The sequence below is a fragment of the Lysinibacillus sp. BNK-21 genome (assembly GCF_048684915.1).
Classification (GTDB): domain Bacteria; phylum Bacillota; class Bacilli; order Bacillales_A; family Planococcaceae; genus Lysinibacillus; species Lysinibacillus capsici.
Genome location: NZ_JBLQTS010000001.1, coordinates 133,705 through 148,393 on the forward strand (window position 1 = coordinate 133,705; position 14,689 = coordinate 148,393).

At 37.7% G+C, this 14,689-nt stretch carries 16 protein-coding genes; 13 read left to right on the forward strand and 3 right to left on the reverse strand.

What is annotated here, in order from left to right; genetic code table 11:
* Window positions 1-140 precede the first annotated feature (140 nt).
* Both abc-f and ACMGGO_RS00700 read left to right on the forward strand, forming a co-directional pair.
* Window positions 141-1,772 carry a ribosomal protection-like ABC-F family protein gene (gene abc-f, locus ACMGGO_RS00695; RefSeq protein ID WP_257961876.1) on the forward strand — a complete coding sequence of 544 codons (1,632 nt, stop codon included), beginning with the start codon at window positions 141-143 and terminating at the stop codon, window positions 1,770-1,772.
* A gap of 70 nt (window positions 1,773-1,842) precedes the next feature.
* Window positions 1,843-2,607 (forward strand): hypothetical protein, encoded by a 765-nt coding sequence (locus ACMGGO_RS00700; RefSeq protein ID WP_231595682.1) that lies wholly within the window; start codon window positions 1,843-1,845, stop codon window positions 2,605-2,607.
* A gap of 44 nt (window positions 2,608-2,651) precedes the next feature.
* Here the strand turns inward: ACMGGO_RS00700 and ACMGGO_RS00705 are convergent, their stop codons facing one another.
* A complete protein-coding gene (locus tag ACMGGO_RS00705; protein ID WP_233436270.1) occupies window positions 2,652-3,143 on the reverse strand; it encodes an SRPBCC family protein in 492 nt (163 codons plus the stop codon).
* Window positions 3,144-3,147: 4 nt separating this feature from the next.
* Window positions 3,148-4,539, reverse strand: coding sequence for a PLP-dependent aminotransferase family protein (locus ACMGGO_RS00710; protein ID WP_279493353.1), 1,392 nt, complete (start codon window positions 4,537-4,539; stop codon window positions 3,148-3,150).
* 113 nt (window positions 4,540-4,652) lie between these two features.
* Here ACMGGO_RS00710 and ACMGGO_RS00715 point away from each other — a divergent pair, with 113 nt between their 5' ends.
* The 3 genes from ACMGGO_RS00715 to ACMGGO_RS00725 are packed head-to-tail and all read left to right on the forward strand — an operon-like array spanning window position 4,653 to window position 6,921.
* Window positions 4,653-5,603: a proline dehydrogenase family protein gene (locus ACMGGO_RS00715; protein ID WP_259950513.1), complete on the forward strand. Its 951-nt coding sequence runs from the start codon at window positions 4,653-4,655 to the stop codon at window positions 5,601-5,603.
* Window positions 5,604-5,607: 4 nt separating this feature from the next.
* Window positions 5,608-6,501: a DMT family transporter gene (locus ACMGGO_RS00720; protein WP_259950514.1), complete on the forward strand. Its 894-nt coding sequence runs from the start codon at window positions 5,608-5,610 to the stop codon at window positions 6,499-6,501.
* A 54-nt stretch (window positions 6,502-6,555) separates the two neighbouring features.
* Window positions 6,556-6,921 carry a YybH family protein gene (locus ACMGGO_RS00725; RefSeq protein WP_066037968.1) on the forward strand — a complete coding sequence of 122 codons (366 nt, stop codon included), beginning with the start codon at window positions 6,556-6,558 and terminating at the stop codon, window positions 6,919-6,921.
* Here the strand turns inward: ACMGGO_RS00725 and ACMGGO_RS00730 are convergent.
* Window positions 6,918-7,712, reverse strand: coding sequence for a sulfite exporter TauE/SafE family protein (locus ACMGGO_RS00730; RefSeq protein ID WP_259950516.1), 795 nt, complete (start codon window positions 7,710-7,712; stop codon window positions 6,918-6,920). The two genes, ACMGGO_RS00725 and ACMGGO_RS00730, sit on opposite strands and share 4 nt — an antisense overlap.
* A gap of 112 nt (window positions 7,713-7,824) precedes the next feature.
* On the opposite strand from ACMGGO_RS00730, the gene ACMGGO_RS00735 reads away from it, so the two are divergent.
* The 8 genes from ACMGGO_RS00735 to ACMGGO_RS00770 all read left to right on the forward strand — a co-directional run bounded on the left by ACMGGO_RS00735 (window position 7,825) and on the right by ACMGGO_RS00770 (window position 14,674).
* Complete coding sequence (locus ACMGGO_RS00735) at window positions 7,825-8,394, forward strand: nucleotidyltransferase family protein (RefSeq protein ID WP_054549657.1); 570 nt, start codon at window positions 7,825-7,827, stop codon at window positions 8,392-8,394.
* 21 nt (window positions 8,395-8,415) lie between these two features.
* Window positions 8,416-8,880 carry a DinB family protein gene (locus ACMGGO_RS00740; protein WP_103118936.1) on the forward strand — a complete coding sequence of 155 codons (465 nt, stop codon included), beginning with the start codon at window positions 8,416-8,418 and terminating at the stop codon, window positions 8,878-8,880.
* A gap of 10 nt (window positions 8,881-8,890) precedes the next feature.
* Window positions 8,891-9,721 carry a helix-turn-helix domain-containing protein gene (locus ACMGGO_RS00745; RefSeq protein WP_420281504.1) on the forward strand — a complete coding sequence of 277 codons (831 nt, stop codon included), beginning with the start codon at window positions 8,891-8,893 and terminating at the stop codon, window positions 9,719-9,721.
* A gap of 204 nt (window positions 9,722-9,925) precedes the next feature.
* Window positions 9,926-10,909 (forward strand): ABC transporter substrate-binding protein, encoded by a 984-nt coding sequence (locus tag ACMGGO_RS00750; RefSeq protein WP_048394087.1) that lies wholly within the window; start codon window positions 9,926-9,928, stop codon window positions 10,907-10,909.
* A 154-nt stretch (window positions 10,910-11,063) separates the two neighbouring features.
* Window positions 11,064-12,071: a FecCD family ABC transporter permease gene (locus tag ACMGGO_RS00755; RefSeq protein ID WP_009370610.1), complete on the forward strand. Its 1,008-nt coding sequence runs from the start codon at window positions 11,064-11,066 to the stop codon at window positions 12,069-12,071.
* 28 nt (window positions 12,072-12,099) lie between these two features.
* Window positions 12,100-13,095, forward strand: a complete 996-nt coding sequence (locus tag ACMGGO_RS00760; protein WP_420282312.1) for a FecCD family ABC transporter permease — start codon at window positions 12,100-12,102, stop codon at window positions 13,093-13,095.
* 29 nt (window positions 13,096-13,124) lie between these two features.
* Window positions 13,125-13,904, forward strand: a complete 780-nt coding sequence (locus ACMGGO_RS00765; protein WP_066038038.1) for an ABC transporter ATP-binding protein — start codon at window positions 13,125-13,127, stop codon at window positions 13,902-13,904.
* A complete protein-coding gene (locus tag ACMGGO_RS00770) occupies window positions 13,904-14,674 on the forward strand; it encodes an alpha/beta hydrolase (protein WP_112116804.1) in 771 nt (256 codons plus the stop codon). Before ACMGGO_RS00765 ends, ACMGGO_RS00770 begins: the two co-directional genes overlap by 1 nt.
* Window positions 14,675-14,689 lie beyond the last annotated feature (15 nt).

A 14,689-nucleotide genomic window follows, 5' to 3' on the forward strand; every position in this document is an offset into this window, starting at 1 on the left:
CCACTGCCGATATTTAGCTACTCCAAAGCTTGTTTTCACAATAATTTTGGAGCTTATTTGTGTATGATATTGTAGCGACTAATCCTTCCAAATGAATTGGAGGGATTTTTTTGTCCCTCCAACTGGAGAGGATGGATAGTATGAAGGAACTTTTAAAATTACAGGATGTACGTTATGAAATAAAGGATATGTTGTTATTTGAGCATGTGACAGGCACAGTAAAAAAAGGCGAAGTCATCGGCATTATAGGGAGGAATGGTGCTGGGAAATCGACATTATTACAATTGATTCAAGGTACATTATCACCAACTATGGGAGTAATTCAGGGAGCACAGGCTTTAAAAATTACATTTGTTGAACAGGAGCTAGCTCATTTTGACAAACTAGAAGTATCCGCAAGAGAAGCTGATCTGCTGGCTAAGTGGCAGGTACCTAATGTGTCATTTGCAGCGTTAAGTGGGGGTGAAAAGCTGAAAATGCGTCTTGCAGAAGGTTTTTCCCAGAATGCTCAAATTTTATTACTTGATGAACCAACGAATCATTTAGATGAACGAAGTACCGCATTCCTCATCAGACAAGTACAAAACTATAAGGGGACAATCATCGTGGTATCACATGATCGCTATTTTTTAGATAAGGTTGCCACAAAAATCTGGTCTATTGAGGAAAAAAGCCTGATTGAACATGATGGCAATTATACAAGCTACATGGCTGATAGGGAACACCGACGATTAACACAGCAACGTGCCTACGAGAAGCAGCAAAAAAACATTGAACGAATTGAGGCTCAAATGTCGGAACTGACGTCTTGGTCACAAAAGGGCCACGCCCAGTCAACAAAACTGGAAGGTTTTAAGGAGTACCATCGTGTGAAAGCAAAGCGTTTAGATTCTCAGGTGAAATCTAAGAAAAAGCGATTAGAGGCTGAACTTGCGAAGACAAGAGTGGAAGCAGTGGAGCCAGAAGCAGAGATTCGTTTTTCTTTAGGCACGAATCAACGAGTTGGCAAGCGCTTACTGGAAATCAAGCATTTATCTTTAAAATTTGGTGAACGCATACTATTTAACGATGTGAATATTACGGCTCAATTTGGAGATAAGATAGCTATAACAGGAAAGAATGGAAGTGGGAAAACAAGCTTTTTAAAAGTTCTTTTAGGCAAGCTAGAAGCTGAGGGTGAAGTATGGGTATCACCAGCTGCAAACATTGGTTATCTGACACAGGAAGTATTTGATTTACCACTTGATCAGACACCAGAGCAATATTTTTATCAAGAGACATTTGAAGAGCGTGCTAAAGTGCGCAACTTGATGAAGAATTTAGGGTTTACACTGACACATTGGACATCTCCCATAGGCAAAATGAGTATGGGAGAACGCGTAAAGTGTAAGCTGATGGCTTATATTTTAGAGGATAAAAATGTTCTTATTTTAGATGAGCCGACAAACCATCTTGATCTACCTTCTCGTGAGCAGTTAGAGCATACTCTTACTCAATATAATGGAACATTGCTTGTCGTTTCACATGATCGATACTTTCTAGAAAAAGTCACGAACAGTGTTTGGGAGCTTCACGGTCAGCACATCAAGAAAAAGTGGACAGAAGTCACACCGAATAAAGTGGATGATACAGCGGCTCTCCGTTTAAAGCTTGAAACGGAAAGACAAGAGATTTTAGGCAAACTGAGCTTTCTAACAGTAAAAGATAAGGACTACACCATGCTTGATCAGAAGTTTAATGAGCTGACGAAGCGCATCAATGAACTTCGATAGCTGAAGCGTTTAAGTTAACCTTTTTCAGGGGAAAATATGGAGAGAAGGCATTTCTTAAATGGGGGTTAACATGTTGAAAAAGGTAGTATTTCTCTTTTTATTGTTAAGCATTTGTAGCTTAAGTGCTTGTGCTGAACGAAATAAGAATGCACAAGAACATGAGATTGAAACAAGTACATCTGTAGCACTGTCTAATAATGATCAAATTGATACGGTTCAAGCAACTGAAGCTCTTCAACAAATAAAGGAGCAGATACATTTCAATGTTCCAATAAAAATGCCAACAACGTTACCTATTGCAGAGGGTACATTTTTATCAGCTACAGCAAGAACACAGGGCGACCAGGTTGAAGTTATTTTTTATGAGAGCAAAGAGAATATGCCAATTAACGATATTCGATTAAAGAAATCAGCGACTGTTATTGGAAGATTGCTGGTCAAGAAATATAAAAGTGTGGAAGGTGCAAGCACACAGATAGCATTTGATAATTTTAATCAAAATGGCGGGCAAGAGGTTGATCTTGGTTACAATATAAAAGGTTATCAAGATGCAGGCGCTGGTTCATTATGGACTGGTTGGAACGAAGGGCGATGGGCAATTGCCACTCATACACGAACTGATAATCCTGATGCAGGTGTCAAACTTGCTAAGCAGGCAGTAGCGTATTTAGAAAACCACATGCTGCCTATTCCAAGGCAATATGGCATGGCTCAGCTAGATGTCTATCAATCAGGTAATTTAATTGTGTGGCAGGATGAAAAGCTTGTTTACACACTGGATTCAATCAAAGATCCTTTAAAAGCACTAGCAATTGCTACAGCCTTTTATCAATAATAGAAATCCTAGAGTAATGCTGCTCTAGGATTTTTTGTATTATTTTACTTTATACTATTCAGCATTTTTTGGTATTCGCTGAATCTTTGCTGCCATTCATCCATTGGGAAATATTGATGGTCAACGCCATTTAGTAGATCTTTTAACATATCAAGACAAATATGCCATCCTGCTAAATCCTTCGGTGTATGCTCTGTCAGATTTTGAAGTGTCTCCACTAATACCAATAAAGAACCCTTTTCAGTAGAAAATAATTCAAATCTCACCGTATCTGTTCCCCAACCAAATCCTAATACTTCTTTCTCAACATAATCTGTGATGGTTATTTCCTCAAAATTACCTGTTCCATCATTCATATTAAAATGTATTTTCCCGTTCTTACGTAGCTCAATGATTTCTAAATTACTCATCCATTTTTGTAGGTTTTCATTGTTAGTCATAGCGGCCCAAACGGCATCTATTGAATATAGTAATGGCCGTTTGAATGTAGCAATATGGTAATTTGATTGTTTTTCAATAGTAGCTAGCACAGACATCCTCCTAATGATAAATTGCTTGAAAAAGTCTAGTGATGCCTAGTTCAATTTCATGCTTTTGTAAATGACCATAGCCAATAATCAATCTGTTATTATATTTTCCCTTTTTAATTGTATGATCCTCTACTGGGTAAACCTTTACACCAAATTGTTCTATTTTCACTAATAAGTTTCGGGTAAAATCAATCTTCTCAAATTCTGCAACTAAGTGCATACCTGTAGAATAGCCAAATATTTTTATGTTATGTGAAAAAGTGGATTGTAAACATTGAATCAGAAAATCACGTTGGCTTTTATAGAACTTCTTCATTTTTGTGATATGTCTTTCCATATAGCCCTCCTGTATAAAGCGAGAAAGGATAAGCTGGTCTAAGGAAGGTGTATGTAAGTCCGTAAACCATTTTAATTGACGGCATTTTTCAGTAAGCTGTGTTGGAAGGATAATGTATCCTATTCTTAATGCGGGAGAGAGAATTTTACTAAAAGAACCGATGTAGAGAACTAGCTCTGGATCTAGGCCCTGTAAAGAGCTAACAGGTGGCCCTTCGTAGCGAAACTCACTATCATAATCATCTTCTATTAAAAAGCAATGATTCTTTCTAGCATACTCAATTAATTGAATTCTACGCTGAATAGGTAAGGTACTTCCTAAAGGAAATTGATGAGAGGGAGTTAGAAAGACAAGTTTAGGATCTATATTATCTGGTAATAGGCTTGTTTTCATCCCGAAATCATCTACTGGTACCGGATAAATGGTAGCACCAGAAGCTTTAAAGATAGTTTGAATATCATTCGTTATAGGATCTTCCATAATAGCAATATCATTAGATGACAGCAATAATCTCGACACAAGCATCATTGCCTGTGTCGCACCAGATGTAATAATAATTTGCTCTGGATGACATTCAACGCCCCTTGTCCTTAATAAGTAGTGGGCAAGAGTACGCCTTAATTCTATGCGCCCCTCTGGAACCCCGTATCCTAATATGGAGGACTCACTATCGTGCCATAGCTGGTTACTTATCCTCGCCCAAGTTTTACGAGGAAACAAGTCGAGTGCTGGAATACCCGAGCGTAAGTTTACAACCTCTTTCCCTACTATTGGATCTCCTGCTTTATTTGTAATAAGAGGTTTGGTCTGTTGTGGTAACAATGTGCCTTCTGCAACAAATGTACCAGCTCCTCTTCGTGCAATTAAAAATCCTTCGGCAAGTAACTGATCATAAGCTTCTAATATGACATTTCTTGATACTTTTAATTCTACTGAAAGCTCTCGTGTTGATACTAATTTTTCTCCTGCCTGAAGTTGTCCACTTAAAATTTTTTCCCGTATTTGCTGATAGATTTGACGATTTAAAGGAATATCTAATGCTCGATCTATAGGTATCCATAACATTTTACATACCTCCGATTTGAAAGTGGTACCTTTAAAATCACTTTAAAGTGGTTCTACAGTTACCAATTTTATCATGATAAAGTACTTACCAATACCGAAGAGGGGGAATAAATATGAAGAAAACAGAAGAATTAGTGATTCAGGCCTTAAAAGCCGCGGCACGAGACGAGCGCTTGAAATATGCGGTGCAGCAATCAACAGAGCTCTACCCATTATTATGGAAAGCAGCAAAAAGGTATGTAACAGGAGAAAAAAGAGAGGATGCCATCGCTGCTGCACGTAATTATCTTAATGACAATTATAATATCTCCATTGAATATATTGGGGAAAATACAACCAATTTAAGGGATTGTCAAAGAGCAAAGGATGAGCTTTTACAAGTAATTGAGGAAATGGGGATTTTATCTTTGAAGCAAACAGTATCTTTCGATTTATCTCATATAGGTCTTTCTATTAATGCTGAGATAGCTTATAAGCATCTTGAAGAGCTTACACAAAAAGCTCAGCAGTATGGAATAACTTTGATGATAAGTATGGAAGAATCCTCTAAGACTAATGATATTATCACTCTTTACAAAAAAATAGCAACGGAGTATACAAATGTTGGAATTACATTGCAAGTGCATCTTTATCGTACAAAGTTAGATTTACAAGAACTTATGCAATATCCAGGGAAAATAAGACTTGTTAAAGGGGCTTTTCAAGAGTCTGTCGATATAGCCATGATCAGATCAGAAGAACTGAACAAGCATTATCTTGATTATGTTGATCAGTTAGTAAATGCGAATCATCTGTTATCAATCGCTACACATGATGAAATGCTTATTCAAGAGATAGAGCGACGTCAATATCTTGATAACTCAAATGTTGAAGTTGAGATGCTTTATGGTGTACGCCCTACATTACTCAATGAATTAAGAAGGAAAGATTATCGTTGTAGAGTATATTTAACGTATGGAAATGAGTGGTACTTATATCTTTGCCACCGAATTGCTGAAAACCCTGAAAACCTATATTTAGCAGTAACCGATATTATTAATGAATCCATGGAACGAGTAGTATAGAAAAATGAATAGGTGGATCTGGAGTAGTGGGAAAGTTATTGTGGCGATGAGTATCGTTGGTAGTTCAGTTGTTGCGGGCAAATTGGTTGTTCAAAGTTTTCCAATTTTCTTAGCTAATGAACTAAGATTTCTTGTGGCTGCAATTATTTTGATTCCTTTGTGGATAAAGATAGAGGGATTTTCAACATTAAACAGAAAAGAGTTAGTAGCGATTTTTTTACAAGCGTTATTAGGAGTGTTTTTATTTAATCTATTAATGCTCCATGGTCTTTCAAAAACGACTGCTATGGAAGCTGGTATTATTACTGGTACTCTGCCAGTCTGCACGGCATTCCTATCCTATTTTATTTTGAAGGAGAAATTAACGAGGAATATGGGTATTAGCATACTTCTTGCCGTAGTGGGAGCTATCCTTATGAACATTGCTAACCATTCTACTACTAACCATTATTCAACTTCATTATTAGGCAATCTATTCATTTTAGGTGCAGTATTCTGTGAATCTTTATTTATCATCATTGGTAAGTTAATTTCTTATCGTATGAGTGCTCTTACAGTCTCAACTATGGTTAGCTTATTTGGCGTCATATTATTTTTCCCATTTGCTGTAGCTGAAAGCAGATATTTTGAATTTAAAGAAATATCAGCTGCAGAGTGGGGATTAGTATTGTATTTCGGCATTGTTGTAACCGTCATAGCGTTTCTTTTGATGCAACAGGGTCTTGCAGTAATTTCAGCATCTTGGGCAGGTGTACTTACTAGCTTATTGCCAATTAGTAGTATGATTTTATCTTCTATTCTATTGGATGAAAAAATAACTAATCTTCAGGTCTGTGGTTTTTTCTTAATTATAGCTGCCATCTATTTACTGTCAAAGCAGAAAAGGATAGAGAACTAGTGATTTATAAAAAGTTAATTATCGGATAATATTGTGAAAAAAGGAGGGGTGAAGATGACACATCAACAAGCATTGGAACATTATATCCAAGCAACAAATACCCATGATTTTAATCAAGTAAAGGCTATTTTGCATCCACAAGCAATTTATTGGTTCTCTGATAAAACATGCACAACAACAGAGGAGATTGAGGCTTATTTCAAGCATGCATGGAATGTCATTAAAGAAGAGGTTTATTCAGCTACTGATGTAAAATGGTTAACCGTTGATGAAACGACGGCTACCTGTCTTTATACATATCACTATGAAGGCTATCATAACGAAAAATTTGTATCAGGTAGCGGTAGAGCAACTAATATTTTTACATTAGTTAACGATCAATGGAAGGTAATTCATGAGCATTTGAGTAGTGGTCATTAAATTATTTTCAATGTAACTTGAACAAGCAACAATATAATAATCAATGTTAGTAGTGTTTTGGCTATTTTTAATGGAATGTATGGGAGCACTATAAGACCTAATTGGGAGCCTATAATGGAGCCAACTGCCATAGCAATTGCATAGTGCCATTGAATAAAGCCAGTGTGATAAAACACAATAAATGCTCCTGTACAGCTCCCGAAGAGGAGTACTCGAGTGAGCTGTATAGCCTTTATGTAAGTATGATGAGTACGTAGATAGTGTAAGATGCTAAATGTCGAAGAGCCAGGGCCGAAACCACCATCATACATAGCGATGAAAAATGGTTGCCAAAAATGAGGTGCTTGATGTTCTAGCGAATCAGGAACTTCCGTCCATGCCTTATTTTTTAAAGTTACGACTAAAGCCAAAAGAAGTAGTACACAGGCCATATAGTTCATAGTTTGCTCAGACAGCGAAACCGCTAAAAGTGAGCCGCAAATCCCCCCAACAATAGCAAGAGCTATATATTTGATGATAGATGTGAGATGTAGCTCCTTCTGATAGAGTAGATAAAAAATACTGGATAAAGACGAAATGCCTGTCGAAAATTTGTTTGTGGCAATACTTGTTTGAATAGGGATACCGACAAGCATCATGGCAGGAAGTGTAATTAGTCCACCACCTCCCGCAAGTGTACCAATAAAAGCAGCTACCATTCCGATACATATGAGTGTTAAAGAAATGTTTGTATAGAAAAGTCCAACTAAGCTAAGTAGTACAAATAATAACAGCATGATCATTTTATTCATAAGCTTCTCCCTTTCTTTTATTAGCTTTAGGGTAAATGGTGTTAATGTATAAATCTAATATATAATTTTTAGTGATTTATAAATTTAATTTATATTAATGGAGGCTGACAGAATGAGGTTGCTTCAATCGGAGGAAGAGCTGAAGAACTTAATTGCATCTGATGACTGGGTGATGAGCATTTTATCCACAGTAGAAAACTTGCAACTACCAGATTGGTGGATATGCGCAGGAATTATTCGCTCAAAGGTATGGGATTACCTTCATAATAAAAAAGAAAGAACACCAATTGCTGATATTGATGTGATATATTTTGATAAAGAAAATTTAGCAGAAGAAGTAGAGAAGCAGTATGAGCGAGAACTGAGAAAGTTATCTCCAAACGAGCCTTGGTCCGTGAAAAATCAAGCACGAATGCATGTCCTAAATGGTAGTAAACCATATCAGTCTGCTGTTGATGGAATCTCTCATTTCCCAGAAATCCCAACGGCAATTGGAGTAAAATTATCAGATGGGGTACTAGAGATTGCAGCACCGTACGGTATTCATCTTTTAGGAGCAGGCATAGTAGAGCCAACATCGTTTTACCTAGAAAATAAGTATGCCTATGCGATTTATCGTCAAAGAATTCAGCAAAAACAATGGCATTTATGTTGGCCAGAATTGAAAATTCATCTTCAATAAAAAAAGAAAGAGGGGGAACAATTGCAACAAGATAAAACCTATGTCATTAAACACTATATAAAATCTTTAGATTGGATAGATAATTTACGAGGGTTATCTGAGGCACAATGGCGTATGCCCATTGAACCTGGGAAATGGTCGGTTGCAGAGGTAATTGGGCATCTTCCTCCATGGGACAAGTTTGTGCAAAATTACCGAATTCCTTTTCTCTTTACAGATGAGCGTCTGCCGAAAGGGCCAGATGTAGCACATTTGAATACTATGGCAGCTAAGAAAAGCCGTGAACAAACAATGGAGGAAACATTGAATGATTTTATTTCCACAAGGCGTCAATTATTGCAGGACATTCAGCAATGGACAGATGAGCAATGGCAACAGTCATTTAAAATTGGGCAGTCAGAAATGACTATAATCGACTATTTTGTAGGATTAATCAATCATGATTTACATCATTTTTCACAGATTCAGAATGTTATACATGTATAGGAGTTAGCATATGGATATCAAGTATTTAATTGATTACTTTGCACATGCTTCTGTAAAATTTACAGATGTTTTTACTAAAAAAATGGAGCCAGGTGAAGTAGATGCTGGTAGAACAACAGCTCCAGAAAAGTGTGGTTTAGTAGTGCCACTTGCAGGGAGTGCGATCTTTAGCTTTAATGGAACCCCCTATATGATGGAGCCAGGAATGATTGCCCATGCTGGCCCCCAGATGCCGATAGAAGTGAGAGCGACTGGCCATAAAGGTTGGGAGTATGCAGTTGTTCATTACAGCCTACCTACAGAAGAAATAAATCTATATCCACTAGCCGAGCAACATTTTCTAATCAATACAGGCTTTAACACACAAATTATTAGCCATGTTCAGCAATTAGTAGAAAGCTATTCCTTTCCTGGTAATATGGCTGTATTCAAGTCTAAGACATTATTTATGAATTTGTTGGAAGATATCCTTGTAGCGGCAAAAATGCAGGTTTTAGATAGTGCCAGCGAATTAATGGAACAGGCATTACAGTATATACATGAAAATTATGCACAGCAAATCTCAGTATCAAATATCTCGATGGAATTGGGCATTGAGCGTCGTCGTTTTGCTTATTTATTTGAGCAGCATACAGGTATGAATCCAAGTACATATATAACAGAATACCGTATACGACGTGCGAAAGACTTACTAGAATATGGTGGAATACCTGTAGCTGAAATTGCGGAATGTGTTGGATATGTAGATTGTTATTATTTTAGCAGAGTATTTAAAAAGTGTACGGGTTTATCTCCCTCAGCCTATCGCAAGTTAAAAATAGAGGAAGCCAGATATGTATAATTGACTGTTTCTTATAAAAAAGAAGCAGTTTTTTTATTGCTTAAATCGGCAAAAATCCATGTCATTTTCGAAATCGTCCATTCACAATCTTTTTTCACTTTGTTAGGATAGTATCCGTAAATGATAATGAGTATCAATTATATATTGACTTATATATGAAAACGATTATCATTATCAATATGAGCTCGTTAGGGGAGAATATCTATGAATAAATATTTTAAAATGTGTGCACCAGCACTATTAGCATTATCACTGGCTGCATGTGGAACAGACAAAGCAGAGGAATCAACATCAACAGCTAATACAGCAGAGACAAGTGCAACAGAATCACAGACAGAGCAAGCTAAATCAACGCAGACCATCACGTACTTAGGCGAGCAATATGAGCTACCAGCCGAAGTAAAGAACATTGTCGCTGCCAGTCTTGAATCAATGGAAGATGCGGCAATGCTTGGTATTAAGCCAGTAGGTGTTCTAGAAGTAGGTGGAAAAGTTCCTGCCTATCTAGCAACAGATTTTGAAGGAGCTACACTTGTAGGAAATAAAATGGAGCCAAATGCAGAAGCCATTCTTAATCTGGATCCTGATGTAATTGTGGGTACTTCGAAATTCCCTGAAGAAACGGCTGAAAAGCTCAACAAAATTCAAACAATGATTCCATACTCACATATTTCAACAAATTGGAAAGAAAATTTAACATTGCTTGCACAATTAGCTGGGAAGGAAGAGGATGCAAAGAAAATCATCTCTGACTATGAAGCCAAAGTTGCTGATGCCCAAGTAAAATCCAAGGAGCAATTAGCAGATAAGCAAGTATTAATCATCCGTGTTCGTGGTGGAGTGATGTACATCTATCCAGCAGGCGTTTATTTAAACCCTGTTCTATATGAAGATTTAGGAGCACCTGTACCAGAAGTTGTTACAACAGCTAAGGCGCAAGCGGAACTATCACTTGAAACATTAGCACAAGTAAATCCAGATGTGATTTTCCTGCAATTCGAGGATTCCGAGAATAAGGATACGCCAAAAGCTTTAGAGGAGCTACAAAAGAATCCAATTTTCACTAGCTTAAAGGCAACACAAAATAATCAAGTTTTCGTCAACACAATTGAGCCATTAGCACAAGGTGGTACTGCTTGGTCTAAGGTGAAATTCTTAGATGCTGCGGCTGAAAAATTATTTAAATAGTATAAACAGGCTGGTAGTAGATTTGGTGATATCACCGGGCTATTACCAGCCTTTTGTAAGATGTGGCATTTTTCATTGCAGGCGTTGTTAAGGGTATACACTTAAGTGATTGATATTGTGTACCGCAAAATGGATAAAGAAAAAGGTGTGAAAGTTGAAAAAAACAAACATAGTGTCGTTTTCAATATTAGCGATATCTCCTTTCCTTATTGCCCTTGTGGCACTTATTTCTGTTATGTATGGGACAAAAGATATTAGTGCCATTACAGTATGGCAGTCGATGACAGCATTTGATCCATCGGATGTCGATCATCAAATTATAAGAACAGGCCGTATTCCAAGAGTTGCCGCGGTATTACTAGTTGGAGCATTTTTAGCAGTTGCCGGTGCAGTCATGCAGGGGATTACACGAAACTATTTAGCCTCGCCTTCATTAATGGGTGTCAATGATGGCTCTGCATTTGTCATTACATTAGCCATTGTTTTTTTTCCAGGGCTACCAAACTATCAAATGATTTTATTATCGATGCTTGGTTCTGCATTGGGAGCTGGTATTGTCTTTGGTTTTGGCTCGTTAATCCGCAATGGCTTATCTCCAGTAAGGCTAGCCATAATTGGAACGGTCATTGGCACATTTTTAAGTAGTATTGCTACTGCCATTGCGATGTATTTCCAAGTATCACAAACAGTAAGTGCTTGGTATAACACAAAGGTACATATGGTAAATATGGATATGCTGATTCTTTCTATTCCATTTGGTTTAACGGGGTTGATCTTGGCTTTATTATCGGCAAAAGCGATTACCATTACTTCATTAGGTGAAGATATTGCCATGGGGCTAGGACAGAAAACAAAAGCAGTACGTATTATTAGCATGCTAGCTGTCGTATGTTTGACAGGGACAGCGGTTGCACTTGTAGGGAAAATCGCCTTTGTAGGGCTAGTCATACCACATATTACACGCTTCCTTGTTGGTGTTGATTATCGCTATATTATTCCTTGTGCAGCTGTCATTGGAGCCTTTTTCTTAGCGCTTTGTGATGTCCTGAGCCGCGTTGTCAATTATCCATTTGAAACGCCAATTGGTGTCTTAACCGCATTGGTCGGTGTACCATTCTTCTTATATTTAGTTCGTAAGCACGGAGGTGAAAAACGTGCATAAAAAAACCTCAAGTGTATTCTTTTTAACCATGCTGATGCTTGTTTTAATGATTTTAGTTGCGAGCTATTTACATATTACAAATGGTGTTTTTGATATGTCTGTAATGGATGTCATCAAAACATTGCTACGGATCGAGTCAAATTCAAAGTTTGATCTTGTTATATTTGAGTTCCGTTTACCTCGGATTGTCATTGCTGGACTTGTCGGTATTGGCTTAGGTATGGCAGGTGTTGTATTACAGGGGATTACACGCAATGGACTAGCAGATCCAGGAATATTAGGGATTAATGCTGGAGCTGGTGCAGCAGTCGTACTATTCATGTACTTCTTTCAAGTAAAGCTAGTGAGTGCAGATATGAACAGCTGGATGTCAATTTTAATGATGCCACTATTCGGTTTTATCGGTGGAACAATTGCAGCTATCCTGATTTTTTCATTTGCTTTAAAAAATGGTCATCTGGATATGCAGCGATTAATCTTAACTGGAATAGCTATCAATAGTGGATTTGGAGCTTTGTCCTTGTTCCTATCCTTAAAAATGAGTGCACAAGATTTTGAATCAGCGGCTCTTTGGATGGCAGGTTCAATTTATAATGCGAATTGGATCTTTGCGCTTACGATGCTACCTTGGCTTTTGATTTTAGGAATATATGTGCATAGAAAATCATATTTACTCGATTATTTTCAGCTTGAAGAGGATAGCATCACAAGTTTAGGAATAGCTGTTGAAAAGGAGAAAATGAAGCTGTTACTAGCCAGTGTAGGTCTTGTCAGTGCTTGTGTGTCTGTATCAGGGAGTATTGGCTTCATAGGTTTAATGGCCCCACACATTGCCAAGCAGCTTGTTGGTATTCAGCACCGTTATGTTATGCCAGTGAGTGCTTTAATTGGTGCAGGTCTGTTAATCCTCGCTGATTTTATTGGTAAAACCGTTTTTGCACCATCGGAACTGGCTGTAGGTATTGTCGTTTCAATTATTGGGATTCCGTATTTCTTGTATTTACTGGTGAAATCTAAGGCATAGGAGGAAATGGCGTGCAAACTGCATTTAGAATGGAAAACCTGGCCTCTGGTTATGAGCAGGTACGTGTCTTTGAAGGGTTAAATTTAACGATAGAAGAGGGCAAAGTGACTACAATCATCGGTCCAAATGGTTGTGGTAAATCTACACTCCTTAAAACGATAGGACGTATTTTAAAAAAACAACAAGGTACGGTATATTTGCAGGAGCAAAATATGCAAAATTTATCGACCAAAGATATTGCCAAGAAACTAGCAATATTATCTCAAACACCTATAGCTCCTGGTCAATTGAAAGTGGAGGAGTTAATTGCGTATGGTCGCTATCCACATCGCAACAATGTCAATCGTTTAACGAATAAGGATGAGGAAATGATTGAATGGGCTTTAACGGTTACTAATACGATGGAATATCGAAATAGGGAGCTTGCCCAGCTTTCAGGAGGTCAGCGTCAGCGTGTTTGGCTAGCTATGGCCTTAGCACAAGAAACAAATATCTTGCTATTGGATGAACCTACTACTTATTTAGATATGGCGCATCAGCTAGAGGTATTGGACATTGTTAAAAGTTTAAATGAGCACCACAGCTGTACAGTAGTGATGGTTCTACATGATATTAACCACGCGGCCAGATATTCAGATCATCTTATTGCAATGCGTAAGGGTACTATTATGCAAACTGGCACGCCACAGGAAATTTTAAGTGCTGAGGTAATGCGTAAAGTATTTAATATTGATGCACGCATTATGGAAGATCCTGTAACCAATACACCTGTATGTTATGGCTATGAAATTTTGAAGGAGGATATCTAATGAATACAACTAAAGTAGACTACATTACACAACATATGACTTCAAAATTGACAAATTATTTGTACACGATTAATATCTATGTGCCAGAGGAGGAAGCGCCACAAGATGGCTTTCCAGTTTTGTATGTACTTGATGGCTCATCCTATTTTAACCTTGTAAAGGAAGCGGTGCGTCTACAAAGTCGTAATGCACCAAAAACAGGTATCCTTCCAGCTATTGTTATTGGAATTGGTCATGGCGACGATATGCGTGAAAGAAGATTTTATGATTTTACAGCACCTGCGGAGTCTTATATTTATCCAGCAAGATTTAAAGGAAAAGGTCATGAGAAGCTTGGAGGAGCAGTGGATTTTAGTCGCTTTATAGAAGAAGAGCTAAAGCCGACGATTGAGGCACAATATCCAGTAAATCAAGCACAGCAAGCTTTATTTGGTCATTCCCTAGGAGGTTACTTTGCACTGTGGCAACTATTTCACCACCAATCCAGCTTCCAGCGCTATCTAGCTATTAGCCCATCCATTTGGTGGAATGAGCATGAATTAGTGCAGTGTGCTTCAGTATTTCTGAACGAGCATCAAGACATGAACGAAACTTTGTTTTTGAGCGCTGGTGAACTTGAAACCTTTATGGTGGATGATGCGCGCCAAATGGCGACAGTATTAGAAAAAATAATGAATGTTGAATTTTATGAGGCTTTAAACGAAAATCATGCTTCGATCGTACCAACTGTTATGAGTAGAGCCATACGTTTTATGCATAAATCACATTAATAGTAGACCGCATTG